At 64.0% G+C, this 19037-nt stretch carries 17 protein-coding genes; 15 read left to right on the plus strand and 2 right to left on the minus strand.

Features of this window, described 5'->3' with window-relative positions:
• The first annotated feature begins 136 nt into the window (after window positions 1-136).
• On the plus strand, window positions 137-1876 hold the full coding sequence (locus IGS58_RS02445; RefSeq protein ID WP_070256003.1) for a proline--tRNA ligase: 1740 nt from the start codon (window positions 137-139) through the stop codon (window positions 1874-1876).
• Window positions 1873-2499 (plus strand): lytic transglycosylase domain-containing protein, encoded by a 627-nt coding sequence (locus tag IGS58_RS02450; RefSeq protein WP_070281573.1) that lies wholly within the window; start codon window positions 1873-1875, stop codon window positions 2497-2499. Before IGS58_RS02445 ends, IGS58_RS02450 begins: the two co-directional genes overlap by 4 nt.
• A gap of 186 nt (window positions 2500-2685) precedes the next feature.
• On the opposite strand, the gene IGS58_RS02455 is transcribed toward IGS58_RS02450, so the two are convergent.
• Together IGS58_RS02455 and ffh are read right to left on the minus strand one after the other, a co-directional pair.
• Window positions 2686-3081, minus strand: a complete 396-nt coding sequence (locus tag IGS58_RS02455) for an SWIB/MDM2 domain-containing protein (RefSeq protein ID WP_071650146.1) — start codon at window positions 3079-3081, stop codon at window positions 2686-2688.
• Between the two features lie 436 nt (window positions 3082-3517).
• Window positions 3518-4885 (minus strand): signal recognition particle protein, encoded by a 1368-nt coding sequence (gene ffh / locus IGS58_RS02460; protein ID WP_034780269.1) that lies wholly within the window; start codon window positions 4883-4885, stop codon window positions 3518-3520.
• 239 nt (window positions 4886-5124) lie between these two features.
• Here ffh and IGS58_RS02465 point away from each other — a divergent pair, with 239 nt between their 5' ends.
• From IGS58_RS02465 to ampD, 13 genes are all read left to right on the plus strand, one after another.
• The gene (locus IGS58_RS02465; RefSeq protein ID WP_230520591.1) at window positions 5125-5634 is read left to right on the plus strand and encodes a sigma-70 family RNA polymerase sigma factor; all 510 of its coding nucleotides are present in this window, start codon (window positions 5125-5127) and stop codon (window positions 5632-5634) included.
• Entirely contained in the window at window positions 5631-6623 is a 993-nt protein-coding gene (locus IGS58_RS02470; RefSeq protein ID WP_442908350.1) for a FecR domain-containing protein, read from the plus strand. The genes IGS58_RS02465 and IGS58_RS02470 overlap by 4 nt, the downstream gene beginning before the upstream one ends.
• 112 nt (window positions 6624-6735) lie before the next feature.
• Window positions 6736-8934, plus strand: coding sequence for a TonB-dependent siderophore receptor (locus IGS58_RS02475; protein WP_230520593.1), 2199 nt, complete (start codon window positions 6736-6738; stop codon window positions 8932-8934).
• 116 nt (window positions 8935-9050) lie between these two features.
• The gene (locus IGS58_RS02480) at window positions 9051-9332 is read left to right on the plus strand and encodes a hypothetical protein (RefSeq protein ID WP_080753264.1); all 282 of its coding nucleotides are present in this window, start codon (window positions 9051-9053) and stop codon (window positions 9330-9332) included.
• Window positions 9329-11032: a PepSY-associated TM helix domain-containing protein gene (locus tag IGS58_RS02485; protein ID WP_230520594.1), complete on the plus strand. Its 1704-nt coding sequence runs from the start codon at window positions 9329-9331 to the stop codon at window positions 11030-11032. The genes IGS58_RS02480 and IGS58_RS02485 overlap by 4 nt, the downstream gene beginning before the upstream one ends.
• Complete coding sequence (locus tag IGS58_RS02490) at window positions 11029-11370, plus strand: DUF3325 domain-containing protein (RefSeq protein ID WP_034780266.1); 342 nt, start codon at window positions 11029-11031, stop codon at window positions 11368-11370. Before IGS58_RS02485 ends, IGS58_RS02490 begins: the two co-directional genes overlap by 4 nt.
• 91 nt (window positions 11371-11461) lie before the next feature.
• The gene (locus IGS58_RS02495) at window positions 11462-12649 is read left to right on the plus strand and encodes an efflux RND transporter periplasmic adaptor subunit (RefSeq protein WP_070255985.1); all 1188 of its coding nucleotides are present in this window, start codon (window positions 11462-11464) and stop codon (window positions 12647-12649) included.
• Window positions 12650-12654: 5 nt separating this feature from the next.
• Complete coding sequence (locus tag IGS58_RS02500) at window positions 12655-14649, plus strand: MacB family efflux pump subunit (protein WP_052139996.1); 1995 nt, start codon at window positions 12655-12657, stop codon at window positions 14647-14649.
• 148 nt (window positions 14650-14797) lie between these two features.
• On the plus strand, window positions 14798-15781 hold the full coding sequence (locus IGS58_RS02505) for an ABC transporter substrate-binding protein (RefSeq protein WP_099389040.1): 984 nt from the start codon (window positions 14798-14800) through the stop codon (window positions 15779-15781).
• A 229-nt stretch (window positions 15782-16010) separates the two neighbouring features.
• A complete protein-coding gene (locus IGS58_RS02510) occupies window positions 16011-16814 on the plus strand; it encodes a cytochrome C assembly family protein (RefSeq protein ID WP_034780265.1) in 804 nt (267 codons plus the stop codon).
• The gene (locus tag IGS58_RS02515; protein ID WP_034780264.1) at window positions 16811-17071 is read left to right on the plus strand and encodes a PP0621 family protein; all 261 of its coding nucleotides are present in this window, start codon (window positions 16811-16813) and stop codon (window positions 17069-17071) included. The genes IGS58_RS02510 and IGS58_RS02515 overlap by 4 nt, the downstream gene beginning before the upstream one ends.
• 111 nt (window positions 17072-17182) lie before the next feature.
• Window positions 17183-18247 carry a sigma 54-interacting transcriptional regulator gene (locus tag IGS58_RS02520; protein WP_230520595.1) on the plus strand — a complete coding sequence of 355 codons (1065 nt, stop codon included), beginning with the start codon at window positions 17183-17185 and terminating at the stop codon, window positions 18245-18247.
• Complete coding sequence (ampD, locus tag IGS58_RS02525; RefSeq protein WP_034780263.1) at window positions 18225-18836, plus strand: 1,6-anhydro-N-acetylmuramyl-L-alanine amidase AmpD; 612 nt, start codon at window positions 18225-18227, stop codon at window positions 18834-18836. The genes IGS58_RS02520 and ampD overlap by 23 nt, the downstream gene beginning before the upstream one ends.
• Window positions 18837-19037: the final 201 nt, after the last annotated feature.

Here is a 19037-nt window from a genome sequence, read left to right on the forward strand (position 1 = left end):
TGACCTTTTCGGGGTGCGAAAAGCGCCGGAATCGCACCAATTGAGCGCATTTGTGTAAAGTATGGACGCATCAGCCAGCTAATCCTTTAAAATTAGGTTGATTATAACCCTCTCTTTTTAAAAAGAATTCACCGTTATGCGCGCCTCCCGTTTTTTTATTTCCACACTTAAAGATGCACCTTCTGACGCGGAAATCGTCAGCCACCAGTTGATGATGCGTGCAGGCATGATCAAACGCCTCGGTTCCGGCATCTATACCTACATGCCGATGGGCTTGCGCGTGATCCGCAAGGTGGAAGCCATCATCCGTGACGAGATGAACAAAGCCGCCGGCATCGAACTGCTGATGCCGCTCGTGCAGCCTGCCGAACTGTGGCAAGAGACGGGCCGCTGGACCAAGATGGGCGACGAACTGATGCGCGTGAAAGACCGCCACGGCCGCGAATACGCGATCCAGCCGACATCGGAAGAAGTCATCACCGACGTCGTGCGCACGGAAATCAAGTCCTACCGCCAGTTGCCGTTGAACTTTTATCACATCCAGACCAAGTTCCGCGACGAGCGCCGCCCACGTTTCGGCCTGATGCGCGGCCGTGAATTCACCATGAAGGACGCGTACTCGTTCGACCGCGACCTGGCTGGCATGCAGGCGTCGTACAAGGTCATGTTTGACGCCTACACGCGCATCTTCACGCGTTTCGGCCTGCAATTCCGCGCCGTGGCCGCCGACAACGGCGCCATCGGCGGTTCCGGTTCGCATGAATTCCACGTCATCGCCCACACGGGTGAAGACGCGCTCGTGTACTGCCCGACGTCCGACTACGCCGCCAACATGGAAGCGGCCGAAGCGCTGCCGCCAGCGGGCGAGCGCCCAGCCGCGGCCCAGGCGTTGACGAAAACGGCCACGCCGGACACCGTCAAGTGCGAAACCGTGGCGGCCCTGCTCGGTATCGACCTGGCGCAAACCGTGAAAACCATCGCCCTGACGGTGGAAACCGTTGGCAAGGATGAAAAAGTCACGAAACAGCACTTCATGCTGCTGCTGCGCGGCGACCATGAATTGAACGACATCAAGGTGGGCAAGGTTGCCGGCCTGGCCGGCCACCGTTTCTCGACGGAAGCGGAAATCCTGGAAGTCTACGGCACCATTCCCGGCTACCTGGGCCCGATTGCCACCCGCGCCCCCGTCACCGTCGTGGCGGACCGCACGGTTGCCCACATGAGCGACTTCGTCTGCGGCGCGAATGACGCCGGTTTCCACTACACGGGCGCCAACTGGGGCCGTGACGTGGCCGAGCCAGCCATCGTGGCCGATTTGCGCAATGTCGTCGCCGGCGACGCGTCGCCGGACGGCCAGGGCACGCTCGCCATCGAGCGCGGCATCGAAGTGGGTCACGTGTTCCAGCTGGGCACGGCGTACTCGGAAAGCATGAAAGCCACCTTCCTTGACGAAAACGGCAAGCCTGCGCCGCTGCAGATGGGTTGCTACGGCATCGGCGTGACGCGCATCCTGGGCGCCGCCATCGAACAGAACTTCGACGACAAGGGCATCATCTGGCCAGCGTCGATCGCACCGTTTGAAGTCGTGCTGTGCCCGATGGGCATGGACCGCAGCGAACTGGTCAAGGAAGAGACGGAGAAGCTGTACGCGGCCCTGCAAGGCGCCGGCGTGGACGTCATCGTCGACGACCGCGGCCTGCGTCCAGGCGCCATGTTTGCTGACTGGGAGCTGATTGGCGTGCCGCACCGCATCGTCATCGGCGAACGGGGCCTGAAAGAAGGCAAGCTGGAATACCAGGGCCGCCGCGATGCGGAAGCCACCGGCGTGGCGCCGGACGAGATCGTCGCCTTCATCCAGGGCAAAATGGCGCAGTGAAGCGCTTATCGCTAAGTAAAACGGCTGGCGCGCTCGCGCTGGCCGCTGGCCTGGCCTGCGCTCCCTTTGCGCAGGCCGGCAACCAGAAGGAGGAGGCGCTGGCCGACTCCGTCCGCCTGGCCCTGTCGCACGCGATCCGCGACGAACGCCCGCCGCAACCCAAATTTGCCACTCCCGCCGACTTGCAGCGCTACCAGCAATGGCTGGCGCAGATGTCGCAACGCCTGCAGCGCAAGCTGCCGGATGCGCAGCTGCGCACGGAATTCCTGGAAACCGTCTGGTATGAAGCGCGCCGCGCGGGCCTGGAACCGGCCCTGGTGCTGGGCCTGATCCAGGTCGAGTCGGCTTACCGCAAATATGCCGTCTCGCTGGCCGGCGCGCGCGGCTACATGCAGGTGATGCCGTTCTGGACGGGCGTCATCGGCGACAGCGACCGCAGCAAGCTGTTCCACATGCAGACGAATCTGCGCTACGGCTGCGCGATCCTGCGCATGTACCTGGATATGGAAAAAGGGGATTTGTACCTGGCGCTGGGACGCTATAACGGCAGCCGGGGAAGGCCCGAGTATCCGAATGCCGTGCGGGCCGCGTGGCGGCAGTGGGAGTTCAAGCCGGCAGGGTGATGGTTTGAGGTCTGACCTTGTGGGACCGTCCTCGTCTGATCTCGGTATGTGCCGGGTTTTATGCGTTTTTAAACCCACCGCAACGGCTGGGGTCAGACCCGACAGGGTCTGACCCCAAAAAAATGCCCCGCTCGCAGTGATGCGGCGGGGCACTCACACGGCGCGGAACGCCCTGTGCGTATCTGATTATTTCAAATGATCGGAGATCAGTTTCGTCATTTCAAACATGGAGACTTGGGCTTTGCCGCCGAAAACTGCTTTCAGCTTGTCGTCCGCATTGATCATGCGGCGGTTGGCCGGATCTTGCAGATCGAGTTTTTTGATGTAATCCCATACCTTTTTGGTCACTTCCGTGCGCGGCAGTGGTGCTGCGCCAACAACGGCGGCCAGATCTTTCGATGGCGTCATTGCTTTCATGAATGCTGCGTTTGGCTTGCGTGGTGTTGCCGGTGCTGCCGCTTTCTTCGCCGCTGCTGGTTTAGCTGCTGCTTTGGCTGCGGGTGCTGCTTTCTTGGCGGCTGCAGGCTTGGCTGCTGCTGCTTTGGCTGGCGCTGCTACTGGGGTTTTTTTGGCTGTTGCCATCTTCGAGCCTCCTTAACAAACACATGGGAAATTGCGCAATTAATCGCACGGCTAATATTGGTGTGGATTTACCTTGTATGCAAGTGTTTTTCACGTTTTCACGAGGAAAAAGCAGGGAAATGACCATGCTGTCGCCCGGGCGCACCGCTTGGGGGCGCAGAACGGCGTTTTTGCCCGTAAATGGCATGGTTGCTGGCTATGCGGGGAGGGATACTGCGGGGAGGGCGGAAATGATGCCGGACGCCATGAAAATGCAATCCGGCATAATTTTATAACGGTGTTTCTTGACTTGAACTACATCTCACGCGGCGTAAAAAAGGCCTTCAAAATCACAGCGAGCGGGGATGATTTGTGGTCGAGAAGCGCAAGCGCACTCTAGTGCGCTGAGCATCGCCGGCCGCAAAGCGCCTCGCGCAGCGGATCTTGAAGCCTTCCACTACCTCATGCCGGGCATCATGCCCTTCATGGAGCGCATCATCTTCATCATGCCGCCACCCGACAATTTCTTCATCATCGTCTGCATTTGCTCGAATTGCGTCAGCATGCGGTTCACTTCCTGCACTTGCACGCCGGCGCCGGCGGCGATGCGGCGCTTGCGCGTGGCCTTGATCAGTTCAGGCTTGGCGCGTTCCTGCGGCGTCATCGAGTCGATGATGCCGCACATGCGGCGTACCTGCTTGTCGGCTTGATCCATGTTCTTGCCGCCTGCCGCCTGCTGGAACTGGGCTGGCAGCTTGTCCATCAGGTTGGCCATGCCGCCCATTTTCTTCATCTGGCCCAGCTGCGCCTTGAAGTCGTTCATGTCGAACTTGCCGCCGACCTTGATCTTTTGCGCCAGGTCGGCCGCCGCCTTGCTGTCGACGCCCTTGCGCGCCTCTTCCACCAGGGCGAGGATGTCGCCCATGCCCAGGATGCGGTTGGCCATGCGGGTCGGGTCGAATGCTTCCAGGCCGTCGAGTTTTTCCGAGACGCCGGCAAACTTGATCGGTTTGCCCGTGATGTGGCGCACCGACAGGGCCGCACCGCCGCGCGCATCGCCATCAAGCTTGGTCAGCACGATACCGGTCAGCGGCAGCGCATCGTTAAACGCTTTCGCCGTGTTGATGGCGTCCTGGCCCAGCATGGCGTCGACGACAAACAGGGTTTCGATCGGTTTCACGGCGCCGTGGACGGCGGCGATTTCGCGCATCATCTCTTCGTCGATACCGAGGCGGCCCGCCGTATCGATGATCAGCACGTCGTGGTAGTGCTTTTTCGCCCAGTCCAGCGCGGCCAGGGCGATATCGACCGGCTTGTCCGTGCTGGAAGACGGGAAGAAGTCGGCGCCTACCTGGGCGGTGACCGATTGCAGCTGGGCGATCGCGGCGGGACGGTACACGTCGGCCGAGACGGTCAGCACTTTCTTCTTCTTTTCTTCCTTCAGGTATTTCGCCAGCTTGCCGACGGTGGTGGTTTTACCCACACCCTGCAGACCGGCCATCAGGATGATGGCGGGCGGCTGCTGCGCAAAGCTGATCTGCGACGCTTCCGGTCCCAGGTCGGCGCCCATCAGGGCGGCCAGCTCGCGCTGCACCACGCCAACCAGGGCCTGGCCTGGCGTGAGCGAGGAAATGACATCCTCGCCCATGGCTTTTTCTTTGACTTTGGCGATGAATTCGCGCACGGCGGGCAGGGCGACGTCGGCTTCGAGCAGCGCCAGGCGCACTTCGCGCAGCATGTCGGCGGTGTTCGCCTCGGTCAGGCGCGCCTCGCCGCGCATGGTCTTGACGACTTTGGCAAGCCGTTGGGTGAGATTATCTAGCATGATGAACCTGCAATGAAAAGCTTGGGAGTGGGCGGCGAAAGCCGGACGATGGCCGTCATTTTACCTTATCGCGGTTGGCAGGCGGTCCTGCGCTGCATCGCCTGGCGGTTGGCCTGCTTTTGAATTAGTTGGTATTTCTGGCAATGCCGCGATTGCATGAAAGTCAAAAACACGGTTAAAATGAGAATAATTCTTATTTACATTCTCGGGTGCCGCACGCCTGAGCGGAAAGGGATGCCATGCCGGCCGCCGATTTTGCACAGCAACAAGACCTGCACGCGCTCTACAGCAGCCATCATGGCTGGCTGCAGGGCTGGCTGCGGCATAAGCTGGGCAATGCGGGCGAGGCGGCGGACCTGGCGCAAGACACCTTCATCAGCGTGCTGACCAACGGCACGGCGCCGCAGATCCGCGAGGCGCGGCCGTTTCTCGCCACCATCGCGCGGCGTCTGGTGGCGCACCGCTACCGCCGGCAGGTGCTGGAAGACGCCTATCTGGAGGCGCTGGCCTGCCTGCCGCCCGAGGTGGCGCCCGCGCCGGAAGAACGGCTGCTGGCGCTGGAAGCCTTGCAACAGATCGATGTGGCCCTCGACGGCTTGCCGGGTCCCGTGCGCACGGCGTTCTTGCTGGCGCAGCTCGAAGGCCTCAGCTACGCCGAGATCGCCGCGCGCCTGAACGTATCGGCCAGCTCGGTCAAGCAATACCTGACGCGCGCCAACCGCCAGGTGTTTTTCTCCCTGCCGGCATGAGCACGGTGGCAGAACCCGCGGCCGCTGCGGCCATCGGCGAGGACGTGCAGCTGCAGGCGGCCGAGTGGCTGACCGTATTGATGTCGGACGAGGCCAGCGAGCAGGAACACGCCGCCTGGCAGTGCTGGCGCGAGGCCGACCCTGAACATGAACTGGCCTGGCAGCATATCGAAGCGGTGTCGCAGCGGTTCAGCGGCTTGCACCGCGGTGCGGCCGCGCAGGCGCTGGCGGGCACGCAGCAGAACGCCGTCAACGGCAAGCGGCGCCAGTTGCTGGCGTGGCTGGGCGTGGCGGCCGGCGGCGGCATGCTGGCCGCGCAGACGGGCGCCTGGGATGGCGTGCGCGTCCTGCGTGCCGACTACCGCACGGCCACGGGCGACAGGCGCGAGATAGTGCTGGACGATGGCAGCGTGCTCAGCTTGAATACGGATTCGGCCGTGAATGTGCGTTTCGACGCCAGCCGCCGCCTGATCGAGCTGCTGGCCGGCGAAATCCTCGTCGTCAGCGGTCACGGCAGCGGCAGCGACGCGCCGCTGGAAGTGGCCACGCGCGAAGGCCTGGTGCGCGCGCTGGGCACGCGCTTTTCCGTGCGCCAGCAGGATGACTACAGTACGGTGGACGTGTTTGAAAGCGCCGTTGAAATCCGCCCCCGCGACGGCATCGGCGCACCCTTGCTGCTGGCGGCCGGGCACGGCGTGGCATTTTCCCGTCAGGCGCCAGACGTGCCGCACGCCATCGGTGCATATGCGGACGCCTGGTCGCGCGGGCAGCTGATCGTCGACGACGTGACCCTGGGCGATTTCCTGGTCGACCTGGCCCGTTACCGCCCCGGCGTGATCGACTGCGCGCCGCAAGTGGCCCAGCTGCGCCTGTCGGGCGTGTTCCCGCTGGCCGACACCCAGCGCATTTTGAACATGCTGCCCAACTCGCTGCCGGTGCAGGTGCGCAGCCGCACGCGGTATTGGGTGACGGTCGAACCGGCGCCGTAGCACCCCACAAAAAATATTTGCAGCCGGACTGCCCGTTTTTCGTTTTCGCGGCACCTACAGGGTAGGGCGGCTGTTTTTTACCGTCTCATGACGCCACTTTTCAGGATTTTTCATGCAACAGGTTTCGCATCTTGTCAATTTCGTATCGCATCGTCCTCAGCGGCACCCGCTGGCGCTGGCCGTGACGGCCTTGTGTCTGGCCGCCGGTACCTCCGCGTTGGCGCAGCAGGTGCCGGCCACGCCCGCCACCGAGCAAACCATGCTTGGCGTGTCCGTCACGGCAGGGCGCGATGCGACGACGGAAGGCAGTGGCTCGTATACGACGGGCGTGAGCAATACGGCAACCAAGCTGAACCTGTCGCTGCGCGAGACGCCGCAGTCCGTCAGCGTGCTGACGCGCCAGCAGATCGACGACCTGGGCATCACCACCCTGGATGACGCCGTGCAGTCGATCACGGGTTTGGTCATGCAAAAGGGCAACTTTACGGGCGATTCCGGCAGTTTCAGCGCACGCGGCTTTCCAGTCGACAACATCCTGTTCGACGGCTTGCCCACCAGTCTGGGCGCGAACGGCACCTTCAATGGAGACAATGACGACCTGGCCATCTATGACCGCATCGAAGTGGTGCGCGGCGCCACGGGCTTGATGACGGGCAGCGGCACGCCCAGCGCCGCCATTAACCTGGTGCGCAAGCGCCCGACGGCCACGCCGCAAGCGTCGTTCTCGGCCAGCATCGGCAGCTGGAGCAACTACCGCCTGGAAGCCGATGCGGCCAACGCGCTCAACGAAGCGAAGACCCTGCGCGGGCGCATCGTCGCGACGGTGCAGGACAAGAAGGATTTTGTCGACGTGCTGCATGGCCGCAATCACCAGCTGTACGGCATCATCGAGGCCGACCTGCGCCCCGATACCACGTTGACCCTGGGCGCCCACTACCGCAAGACGGATAACGACGGCGTCACCACGGGCGTGGTAACGGCCGCCGACGGCACTTTTTTGAACTTGCCCCGCTCGACTTATCTGGGCACCGACTTCGATGGCTGGCGCCAGACGGACAAGACCATCTTCGCGGAACTGGAACACCGCTTCGCCAACGGCTGGAAGGCCAAGCTGGCGGCCACGCGCAAGACGCCCGAGATCGACACGACGTTTTCCGGCATCAGCCGCCGCGGCGACACCCTGCGCTTCAATTCGCAGAGCTACCGCGCCGAACTGGCCAACACCAGCTATGACGCGTATGCCACGGGCAGCTATAGCCTGTTCGGCCGCGAGCACGAGCTGACGGTCGGCGCCAGCCACCGCCGTTCGTCGAAAAACAGCTATGGCGGCTGGGCGCCGTACAGCTGGGGCGCGGCGGCGCCGGTGCTTGACCCGTTCAACTGGGATACGGGCAGCGTGGCGCGTCCCGTCATCAATTACGCGCAGTGGCGCACTGCCAGCATCACCGAGCAAAGCGGCGTGTATGCGGGCACGCGCATGCGCCTGGCCGAGCCGCTGTCGCTGGTGCTGGGCGGGCGCGTAAGCTGGTACAAGGACGATGCCGGCTACTCGGTGGCGCGCGAATTCACGCCGTACGCCGGTGTCGTGTATGACCTCGACAAGCAGCATTCCGTGTACGCCAGCTGGACCGAAATCTTCCAGCCGCAGGCTTCCACCGACGCCAATGGGCAGCCCTTGAAGCCGATCAGCGGCACCAACTATGAAGCGGGCGTGAAAGGCGAATACTTTGGCGGCGCCCTCAATGCCAGCGCGGCCGTGTTCCAGATCCGCCAGCAAAACCGCGGCGTGGACGACCTGGCTGGCCCCAATCCCTGCCCCGGCAGCACCTGGGGCTATTGTCAGCGCGCGTCGGGCGAAGTGCGCAGCGAAGGCGTGGAGCTGGAGGTGGCGGGCGCGCTGACGCCCGACTGGCAGCTGTCGGCCGGTTTTACGTATGTGAAGGCGCAATTTACGCGCGACAGCGATCCGGCCAATATCGGCAAGGATTTCAACAGCCGCTATCCGCGCCAGCAGCTCAAGCTGGCCACCAGCTACCGCCTGTCCGGCGCCGCGCAGGGCTGGCGCGTCGGCGCCTCGGTGTACGGGCAGGGCGCGACCGAGTCGACGGACGGCACCTACCATCTGCGCCAGGGCCGCTATGCGATCCTGGGCTTGAATGCGGCGTGGCAGATCGACAGCCGCGCCGAGCTGCGCCTGAACGTCAACAATGCGCTCGACAAGCACTATTACCAGAGCATCTATTCCGATGTCTTCGGCAATCTGGTGGGCACGCCGCGCAACCTGATGCTGACCTTGAACTACAAACTGTAAATAATCACTTTTGAATGACCTATCTTGATGAAGGATGCATGGCTTATGAATGTGCAGTTGAATCCGGCCCACGCCAGCAATGGCGTGAGCCAGCGTGTGCCGCAGGGAGCGCCGCGATGATGAAATCGGCCAACATGATGTTGTTCTCGCGCGTGCTGGCCGCCATTTTTGGCGGCTATGCGCTTACGTCCGGCGTGGCCGTGCTGCTGTCGGCCGTGCTGCCGCTGTCGCGCGCCGAAGCCGTGCTGACGGCCACCCTGAGCGCCTTCGTCGTATATACCTGCGCCGTGATCTGGGTCTTTGCCGTGCAGGACCTGCGCCGCGCCTGGCTGGGCATGCTGCTGCCTGCCATCGCCTGCGGCGGCATCGGCATGCTGCTGTCGCGAGGTGCCGCATGAACGCCGTCAAGGTAGACAAAGTGGTCAAGACGCCGCAGCAGGGCGGCTTGCGCCAGGCCATGGCCTGGCTGCATACGTGGAGCGGCCTGTGGATTTCCTGGCTCCTGTTCGCCATTTTCCTGACCGGCACCCTGGCCGTCTTCGACGACCCGATCGGCCACTGGATGACGCCCGAGCACGCACTGGAAGAGGCGGCGCATGCGAACGATCCGCCGCTGCCGAAGGTCCCGGACCGCGCGCACCGCCTGGAGCTGGCGCTCGATTTCATGGCGAAGGAGCACCCGAAGGCGGACATGTGGGAAATCTGGCCCGTGCAGCGTCCCGGCCACGGCCTGTCCGCCTACTGGTTCCAGCCCAGCGGCGGCTATGGCTCGGCGGACCTCGATCCGCTGACGGGCGCCGTCATCGAGCATGCGCGCGAGGCAACGGAACGGGAAACCATCGGCGGCCACCATTTCGTCGATTTCCACTACGAGCTGCACGCGGGACGCATCGGCGTGTGGATCGTCGCCATCACCACCATGATCATGCTGGTGGCGCTGGTGAGCGGCGTCATCACGCACAAGCGCATCTTCAAGGATTTCTTCACCTTCCGCCCGGCCAAGGGCCAGCGTTCGTGGCTCGACGCACACAATGCGGTGGCCGTGCTGACCTTGCCGTTCCAGTTCATGATCGCCTACACGGGCCTGGCATTCTTCAGCGATGACTATGTGCCGGCCCCCGTGGTGGCGCAATACGGCATGGACAATCCCAAGAAGGCCTTCCTGGCCGACTGGAACGATGCGGGCAAGCCCGTGAAGACAGGCCAGCCGCTGGCCATTCCCGCGCTGGAATCGTTCGCGCTGCGCGCCGAACAGGCTATCGGCCAGGAAATCCGCGCCGTGGTGCTGGACAATCCGAATGACGCCTCCATGCGCGTGTGCATGTATGGCTGGAACGAGGACGCGGATTTGCTGGAACGGATCAGCGCCAACACGGGCAGGGCCTGCTACGCGCTGGCCACGGGCGAGCAGGTCGCCGTGCGCCTGCCGGGCGAGTCGGACACGGGCGGCGCGGGCCTGACGCGCTCTGTCATGTCGAACCTGCACATGGTGGGCTTTGGCGGCACGCCGATGCGCTGGCTGTACTTCTTCTGCGGCCTGGCCGGCACGGCCATGATGGGCACGGGCGCCATCCTGTTCATGGTCAAGCGTCGCCAGAAGTCCGGCGGCGAGTTCGGCGCCTACACGCAGCGTGTGTACCGCGTCATCGAATGCCTGAACGTGGCGGCGATTGCCGGCCTGGCCATCGCCTGCGTGGGCTTCCTGTGGGCCAACCGTTTGATCCCCGTCGGCATCGAGCAGCGCGCCGGCTGGGAAGTGCGCGCCTTCTTCGGCGTGTGGTTCCTGATGCTGGTGCACGCCTGCCTGCGCGGGGAAAAGCGCGCCTGGATTGAGCAACTGGGCTTGCTGGCCGCCCTGTGCCTGCTGCTGCCGGTGCTGAATGTCTTGAGCACGGGCGACAACCTGGTGGCGCAGATCGCGCGCGGCGACTGGGAAAGCGCTGGCGTGGAACTGGGCAGCATGGCCTTCGGCCTGCTGGCCGCCAGGGGCGCGTGGAAAGTCCACAAGCGCAAGGAAAAGCCGGCCAGGAAGGGCGCGGCCAGGGAAAGCGCTGCGCCCTCGGCCAGCCTGCAAGTCAATACGGAAGGACAGTCATGATCAATACCATCCTCTGTGCGCTGGGCCTGTCGTATGCGGGCATGGCCAGCCTCTCCCTGGCGATGGACCGCCATCACGGCCAGGTCTGGGGCAGGGACGCGGCGCCGAACGTGCGGCGCGCGCTGCAACTGGCCGGTGCGCTGCTGCTGGCGCTGGCCATCTGGCCTTGCGTGGCTGGCTGGAGCGCCACCGTCGGCGTGGTCGCCTGGCTGGGTTTCATCGGCGCGGGAGCGCTGCTGGTGGCCCTGCTGCTGCCGTACGCCCCCCGCTTGCTGTTTCGTAGTTCCCTGCTGGCAGCCGTCGCCGCGCTGGCAGGTCTTGTGACGTTTCTGCAGTAATTTTGACTGCCATTTTCAAGGATAGACCGATGCACTTTTCACGCCTGGCGACACCGATTGATGTTTTGAATGTACTGAAAGTGGCTTCCTGATGGCGGCCCGCCTGCCTTCCCGCCGCACCCGCATCCTCGGCGGCGTGGTCTTGCTGGCGCTGTTTGGCGCCGGCGCACTGTGGGCCACGCGCGGCCCGGCCACCGTATTCGACACGGCGCCCGTCAAGCGCGGCAATATCGAGGCCAGCGTCACGGCCATCGGCACGCTGCAGCCGCAAACCTATGTCGACGTGGGCGCGCAGGTGTCGGGCCAGATCACGCGCCTGCACGTGCAGCCCGGCAGCGCCGTGGAAAAAGGCCAGCTGCTGGCCGAGATCGACCCCAGCGTGCAGCAAGCCACCGTCGATGCGGGCCGCGCCGCGCTGGCCGGATTGCGTGCGCAGCTGGCCGACCAGCAGGCGCAGCACCGCCTGGCGGGCCAGCAGCACGTGCGCCAGAAGCAGATGGCCAAGTTCGACTCCACGCCCTTGGCCGACCTGGAAACGGCCGAAGCCACCCTGGCCTCGGCCGGCGCCAAGATCGACCACCTGAAGGCGCAGATCGACCAGACCCAGGCCAGCCTGAAGGCGGACGAGGCGCGCCTTGGCTATACGCGCATCTATGCGCCGATGGCCGGCAAGGTGGTGGGCCTGGACGCGAAGGAAGGGCAAACCCTGAACGCCACGTACCAGACGCCGAACATCCTGCGCATCGCCGATCTGTCGGCCATGACGGTGTGGACGGAAGTGTCGGAAGCGGACGTGCGCCGCGTGCGCCCGGACATGCCCGTGTACTTCACCACCCTGGGCGGCGACCAGCGGCGCTGGAGCGGCAAGGTGCGGCAAGTGCTGCCGGCCCCGCCGGTGCCAGGCGGTTCTGCCGCCGGCACGGCTCTGGCGCCGTCGACCAGCAAGGTGATTTTATATACCGTGCTGTTCGACGTGGATAACGCCGATGGCGAATTGATGCCGCAGATGACGGCGCAAGTGGTGTTTGTCACGGCCGCGGCGAACAATGTGCTGGCCGTGCCCTTGCCGGCCCTGAAACCCTCGACGCAAGAAGGCGCCAAGCCGGGGCAGTTTACGGCCCGCGTGATGGATGCGGACGGCAAGGTCGATACGCGCACCGTCACCGTGGGCGTGCGCAACCGCCTCAGCGCGGAAGTGCTGCAAGGCTTGCGCGAAGGCGAATTGCTGGTCACGGGCGAGCAGCCGGCCGGCAGCGGCAGCAGCAGGTTCCAGCTGTGAGCGCCATGAGCGAGGCCGCGTCGCTCGGGCAACCCGGGCAGCCGGAGCAGGCGGCGCCGTTGATTGAACTGCAAGGCATCCGCAAGCGCTATGGCGGCCATGACGGCGCGCCAGCCGTGGAAGTGCTGCGCGGCCTGACCTTGTCGATCGGCGCCGGCGAATTCGTCGCCATTGTGGGCGCGTCCGGTTCCGGCAAGTCGACCCTGATGCATTTGCTTGGCTGTCTTGACCGGCCCAGCGACGGCACCTACCGCTTCGCCGGCCAGGACGTGGCCAGCCTGAATCCCGATGAACTGGCGTGGCTGCGGCGCGAAGCGTTCGGCTTCGTCTTCCAGGGCTATCACCTGATCGCCACCGAATCGGCGCGCGAAAACGTGGAAGTACCGGCCCTGTACGCGGGCATGCCGGCCGCGGCCCGCCATGCGCGCTCGGAAGCGCTGCTCAAGCGCCTGGGCCTGGGCGAGCGGCTCGATCACCGGCCAAACCAGTTGTCGGGCGGGCAGCAGCAGCGCGTGTCGATCGCGCGCGCCCTGATGAATGGCGGGCGCATCATCCTCGCCGATGAACCGACGGGGGCGCTCGACAGCAGCAGCGGCGCCGAAGTCATGGCCCTGCTGGGCGAACTGGCCGACGCGGGCCACACCATCATCCTGATTACGCATGACCGCAAGGTGGCGGCACAGGCGCGCCGCGTGATCGAGATCAGCGATGGCGAAATCATCGAAGACTCGGGCGCCGTCGCCATTCCCGCCACGTCGACGGCCCTGCCGCCGCTGGACATGTCGCGCGCCGCCCATGACACGGGCGCGTCGCTGGGCACGGAATTGCTCGACGCGGCGCGCGCCGCCTGGCGCGTGTTGTGGATCAACCGCTTCCGCACGGGCTTGACTCTGCTGGGCATCGTCATCGGCGTCGCTTCCGTGATCGTCATGCTGGCCATCGGCCTGGGCACGCGCCAGCAAGTGATGGCGCAGCTGGGCGCATTCGGCTCGAACCTGCTGTACATGGCGTCGCGCGGCGAAAGCTCGCGCATCCCCGGGCGCAGCATCACCCTGGCCGACCTCGATGCGCTGAAAGACGTGCCGGGCATTACCCACGTGCTGCCGAATGTCACGGGCAACAAGGTGATACGCCACGGTAACCTCGACGTGCAGACCTATGTGCGCGGCACGGGGCCGGCCCTGCCGCAGATCCAGACCTGGCCGGTGGCCAAGGGCGGCTTCTTTACCGAGGAAGACGAGCGCGAGATGGCCACCGTGGCCGTGCTGGGCGCCCACCTGGCGGAAAAGCTGATGCCCGACGTGGCCAATCCCGTGGGGCAGAGCATCCTGATCGGCAACGTGCCTTTCCAGGTGATCGGCGTGATGAGCGCGAAGGGGGCGCTGACGGGCGAGAAGGATGAAGACGACGTGCTGCTGCTGCCGTTTTCCACGGCCGGCATCCGCGTCTTCGGCCAGCGCGAGCCGACGTACACGGTGATGGCGGTCGCCGACGTCAAGCGCGTGACGGAGGTGGAGGCGGCAGTCGACGCCACCATGTTCGAGCGCCACCGCATCCGCGACTACGGCATCAGCAACGCGGCCGCGTCGATCGCCGCCGAAGCGAAGACGCAGGACAACATGACCATGATGCTCAGCCTGATCGCCGCCGTCTCCCTGGTGGTGGGCGGCATCGGCGTCATGAACGTGATGCTGATGACGGTGCGCGAGCGCACGCGCGAAATCGGCATCCGCATGGCGACGGGCGCGCGCCGGCGCGACATCCTGCGCCAGTTCCTCACCGAAGCCGTGCTGGTGTCGGTGGTGGGCGGCGTGGCCGGCATCGTGGTCGGCGTGACGGTCGCCGGCCTGCTGCTGGTATGGGACGTGCCGGTGATCTTTTCCCTGAGCGCCATCGCCGGCGCGTTTGCCTGCGCCGTGGTGACGGGGCTGGTGTTTGGCTTCATGCCGGCGCGCAAGGCGTCGGGACTCGACCCGGTGGTGGCGCTGGCGGGACAGTAGCAACAGACGGTCGTCATAACGCCGGCAGCGTGGGGCTGCCGGCAAAAAAATGTTGCCCTGGCTCCAACACGCGGTACTATCTCTTGATAATAAAAGCAGTGTTTCGCGTGCCCTTGCGGGCATACACCAACCACCACAGGAGAACCCGATGCGTAAGAAATTAACCTTGAAGACCGGTATTGCCGCCGCCCTCATGCTGGCCTTCGGCATGGGCGCCGTCCAGGCGCAGGAAGTCGTGCGCCTGGGTAATTTGAAATTCGCCCATTACGGCGCCGTGTCGTACATCAAGGAAATCGCGCCCAAGTGCGGCATCAAGGTTGAGGAGCATGTGTTCGCCAAGGGCCTCGACGTGATGCAGGCGATTATCGCGGGCGAACTGGACGTGGGGGCGACGGCGTCCGAAGCGGCCATTTCCGGCCGCGCCGGCGGCGCGCCCATCTACGTGGTGGCCGGTTTTGCCAAGGGCGGCGCGCGCCTGGTGGGCGGGGCGGGGCAAAAGATTGCCAGCGTCAAGGAACTCAAGGGCAAGCGCGTGGGCGTGACGCGCGGCGGCATCCAGGAAGTGCTGCTGCTGGCCGAGCTGTCGCAAGCTGGCCTGACGTATTCCGAAACCAAGGGCAAGGATGTGCAATTGGTATTCCTGGCCTACGCCGACTTGAACCAGGCGCTGATGGGCAAGAATATCGACGCCATGATGCAGTCCGAGCCGCAATCGTCGCAGGCCATCAACAAGGGTTTCGGCACCGAAGTCATCAAACCGTACGACACGCCGATCGGCGAACCCGTGCGGACTATGGTGATGACGGAAAAGTTCTACAAGGAACGCCGTCCCGTGGCGGAAAAATTCATGCGCTGCTTCGTCGAAGCCACCAAGACCTTTATCGACAACAAGGCGACGGCGGAAAAGTATGTGCGCGAAGTGGTGTTCCGCGGCCAGATCACGAAGGATGACTTCGACGACGCGATCAGCAATTCGCCGTATTCGTATGACATCTCGCCCGAGCATATTCAGACCACCACGGACGTGATGGTGAAAACGGGCGTGGGCCGCATGACGAAACCGCCCGTGGCCAAGGACTGGGTCAAGACCGACTTGCTGGAGCAGGCGAAAAAGAGCCTGAACGTGAAGTAAACCGGATATTGGCAATGCCCGATGGCCCGCTTAAGCGGGCCATCATTTTTTTGCGGCATACTAATATATACAGGTAGCGTGAAAGATTGCCGAAATCTTGAGGGTGCGCCACCCCGTCATGCCTCAGGCGCGATATCATGGCAGGCTTGCGGCATTGGATGGCGGCGTCGTGCCTGTCACCGGGCTGTCGCCTGAATCGCGCTTGTCGGCTATGGTGTAAACTTAAACTATGCAGATCTATTTCTTTTTCATCGCCGCGCTGTTGTACGCGGCGTGCGCGGTGCTTCCCTCGTCCCGTGCCCGGCTCATTGCCGGCCTGACCGGCGTTGCCTGGCTGGCGCACGCCGCCACCTTGTGGTTCGACCTGATGGCGCCGGGCACCTTGCGCTTCGGTTTTTCCGCCATGCTGTCGGCCGCGCTGTGGGTCTCGGTGGGCGCCTACTGGATAGAGAACCGCAATTTCAGCCTGGACGGACTGCGCCGCATGGTCATGCCCAGCGCCGTCCTCGCCATCGGCCTGGCCTGGGCCTTTCCTGGCAGCCAGGTCAACATGGAAGGCAAGTCGGCCGTCTTCGGCTGGCACATTGCCGTGGCCGTGCTTGCCTACAGCACCTTGACGATTGCCGCCTTCCACGCCGTGCTGATGGCGCTGCAGGAATCGCGTTTGCATACGCGCAGCGAAAGCCGCGGCTTCATCGGCACGGCGCTGGACCAGTTGCCAGCCCTGTTGACGATGGAAAAACTGCTGTTCCGCATGATCGGCCTGGGCTTCATCCTGCTGAGCCTGACCGTGCTGTCGGGTATCGTGTTTTCCGAACAACTATTTGGCAAGGCCCTGAACTGGGATCACAAATCCGTGTTTACCATGCTGTCGTGGCTGTTGTTTGCCGCGCTGCTGGCAGGCCGCCGCTTTCGCGGCTGGCGCGGCAAGACGGCCCTGAGTTTTACCCTGGCCGGTTTCGCCACCTTGCTGCTGGCCTATGTCGGCAGCCGTTTTGTACTGGAAGTGGTTTTACACCGAGGATTCGCATGACACGTGTTTTATTCTGGCTGGCGCTGGTATTCCTGGTGTTGTTTGCTATCCGCAGCAAGATCCGGAGCATGCAGCAACGGGCCCGCGCGCAGCAGCAACAGCAGCCGAATCCGTTTGCGCCGCCGGGCCGGCCGCAGGAATTGCCTGATGCCGAACTGATGCTGTGCTGCGCCCATTGCGGCGTGTACTACCCGGCCTCCGAAAACGTGCAGGCCAAGGGCCACGATTACTGCAGCCACGCGCACGCCACCTTGTAAGGGCGTGCCGGCGCGCGTTGCTCATCCGTATCGTAACGTCCTCCGGCATCCGTCCGGCGTAGCATCTGCAGCAGGCGGTTCGTCGCCGCCATTGCAGAAAGGCGCGCTCCCATGTCCCGTCCCAGTCCGCAGACCGTCACCGCCGCCGGCATGCCGCCGGCGCCGCAACTGAGCGGCAATTCGCTGCCCATGCAGGCGCTGCGCGCGCAGATCGGCCGCATCGCCCGCTGTGGCGCGCCGGTGGCCATCCGCGGCGAATCGGGCACGGGCAAGGAACTGGCGGCGCGCGCCATCCATGCGCAGGGCGCGCGCGCCAGCTTCCCGTTTATCGCCGTCAACTGTGGCGCTATTCCCGAAGCGCTGATGGAAGCGGAATTCTTCGGCTGCCGCCCGGGCGCCTATACGGGCGCGCTGCACGAACGCCAGGGCTTGTTCCAGGCAGCCCACGGTGGCAGCTTGCTGCTCGACGAAGTCGACGACCTGCCGCTGTCCATGCAGGTGAAACTGTTGCGCGTGCTGCAGGAGCGCCGCGTGCGCAAGCTGGGCGGCAGTACTGACGAGGCAGTCGATGTGCGCATTCTGTGCGCCAGCCAGCATGGCCTGGGGCGCGGCGTGGCGGCCGGGACGTTTCGCCAGGACCTGTTCTACCGCCTGAATGTGATCGAGCTGGCACTGCCGCCGCTGCGCGAACGGCGCGGCGATCTGCAGGTATTATGTGAGGTGATCCTCGCGCGCCTGTCGCCGCGCCGGGCAGTGAGTCTGGCGCCGCCCGTGCTGGCGGCCCTGGCCGCGTATGCGTTTCCCGGCAATGTGCGCGAACTGGAAAACGTGCTGGAGCGGGCGCTGGCCTTTGCCGACGGCGGCGTGATCGCGCTCGAGGGGCTGGCCTTGCCGTCGGCGGCGGGCAGCATGCCGTCGCGGGCGCCGCCGGCCTTGCCGGAACGGCAACTGTGCCTGCCCGGCATGGCGGCGTATGGCGTGCCCCCCGTCTTGCCGCTGGACATGTATTTGCGCCAGGCCGAGCGCGACATGATCATGCTGGCGCTGGTGCAGGCGCGCTACCACCGCGCGCGGGCGGCGCGCCAACTGGGCCTGAGCGTGCGCCAGTTGCGTTACCGCATGCAGAAATTGACGATACAGGAAGCCCTATTTGATGAGCGCATGGACGATAGATGAAGACGGCTGGTGCGATGGCGCGCTGCGCTATGACTCCCAATACTACGATGCGCGACCGGACGGCGCGCAAGTCGATTTGCTGGTGATCCATAACATCAGCTTGCCGGGCGGCCACTTTGGCGGACCGCATGTGTCGGACTTGTTTACGGGCCGGGTAGATTATAATGCCGATCCTTCTTTCGCCGACCTGCGTGGCTTGCAAGTCTCGGCGCACTTTTTTGTGCGGCGCGATGGTGCGTTGCTGCAATATGTTTCTGCTGATAAACGTGCCTGGCATGCCGGCGCGTCCACCTTCGAGGGACGTCCGCAGTGCAATGGCTATTCCATCGGTATCGAAATGGAAGGCGCGGACGATGTGCCTTTCCAGCGGCGGCAATACCATGTCCTGGCGGCGCTGACGGTGGCGCTGGCGGCGCGCTACGGGCTGTCCCAGGTGCGCGGCCACGAGCATATCGCGCCGGGAAGGAAGACGGATCCGGGACCGTTTTTTGACTGGCATTTTTACCAAGTATGCTGGCTGGAAACCTTGCGCGGGCAGCCTGCGTTAGCGCTTACTTCGCGGGGATTGGGCTTTCCATCCATGCCCTGAAAAGTCAACCGAAATCGTATAAGAAAAGACAAAAAATTACGCTGGCGGATGCCGGAAAACTATTGCATCACCCTTCGATGGGTACTACAATTAGTGCAGAAGTTGGATGTAAAGACTATATCTAGTGCCATCACAGACGTTTTCAGAATTATTGTCAAAGCTATCCGGATTGCTGATAAAGCACTGGAACTGGCGGTTTAT

This window comes from Janthinobacterium sp. EB271-G4-7A (genome assembly GCF_020858075.1).
GTDB lineage: Bacteria > Pseudomonadota > Gammaproteobacteria > Burkholderiales > Burkholderiaceae_D > Janthinobacterium > Janthinobacterium lividum.

Coding starts and splice junctions, on each gene's coding strand:
- IGS58_RS02515 (WP_034780264.1), top strand. CDS start 16,811: ATGACACGTGTTTTATTCTGGCTGGCGCTGGTATTCCTGGTGTTGTTT.
- IGS58_RS02520 (WP_230520595.1), top strand. CDS start 17,183: ATGTCCCGTCCCAGTCCGCAGACCGTCACCGCCGCCGGCATGCCGCCG.
- IGS58_RS02510 (WP_034780265.1), top strand. CDS start 16,011: ATGCAGATCTATTTCTTTTTCATCGCCGCGCTGTTGTACGCGGCGTGC.
- IGS58_RS02490 (WP_034780266.1), top strand. CDS start 11,029: ATGATCAATACCATCCTCTGTGCGCTGGGCCTGTCGTATGCGGGCATG.
- IGS58_RS02485 (WP_230520594.1), top strand. CDS start 9,329: ATGAACGCCGTCAAGGTAGACAAAGTGGTCAAGACGCCGCAGCAGGGC.
- IGS58_RS02475 (WP_230520593.1), top strand. CDS start 6,736: ATGCAACAGGTTTCGCATCTTGTCAATTTCGTATCGCATCGTCCTCAG.
- IGS58_RS02480 (WP_080753264.1), top strand. CDS start 9,051: ATGATGAAATCGGCCAACATGATGTTGTTCTCGCGCGTGCTGGCCGCC.
- IGS58_RS02465 (WP_230520591.1), top strand. CDS start 5,125: ATGCCGGCCGCCGATTTTGCACAGCAACAAGACCTGCACGCGCTCTAC.
- IGS58_RS02455 (WP_071650146.1), bottom strand. CDS start 3,081: ATGGCAACAGCCAAAAAAACCCCAGTAGCAGCGCCAGCCAAAGCAGCA.
- IGS58_RS02500 (WP_052139996.1), top strand. CDS start 12,655: ATGAGCGAGGCCGCGTCGCTCGGGCAACCCGGGCAGCCGGAGCAGGCG.
- ffh (WP_034780269.1), bottom strand. CDS start 4,885: ATGCTAGATAATCTCACCCAACGGCTTGCCAAAGTCGTCAAGACCATG.
- IGS58_RS02495 (WP_070255985.1), top strand. CDS start 11,462: ATGGCGGCCCGCCTGCCTTCCCGCCGCACCCGCATCCTCGGCGGCGTG.
- IGS58_RS02470 (WP_442908350.1), top strand. CDS start 5,631: ATGAGCACGGTGGCAGAACCCGCGGCCGCTGCGGCCATCGGCGAGGAC.
- IGS58_RS02445 (WP_070256003.1), top strand. CDS start 137: ATGCGCGCCTCCCGTTTTTTTATTTCCACACTTAAAGATGCACCTTCT.
- ampD (WP_034780263.1), top strand. CDS start 18,225: ATGAGCGCATGGACGATAGATGAAGACGGCTGGTGCGATGGCGCGCTG.
- IGS58_RS02505 (WP_099389040.1), top strand. CDS start 14,798: ATGCGTAAGAAATTAACCTTGAAGACCGGTATTGCCGCCGCCCTCATG.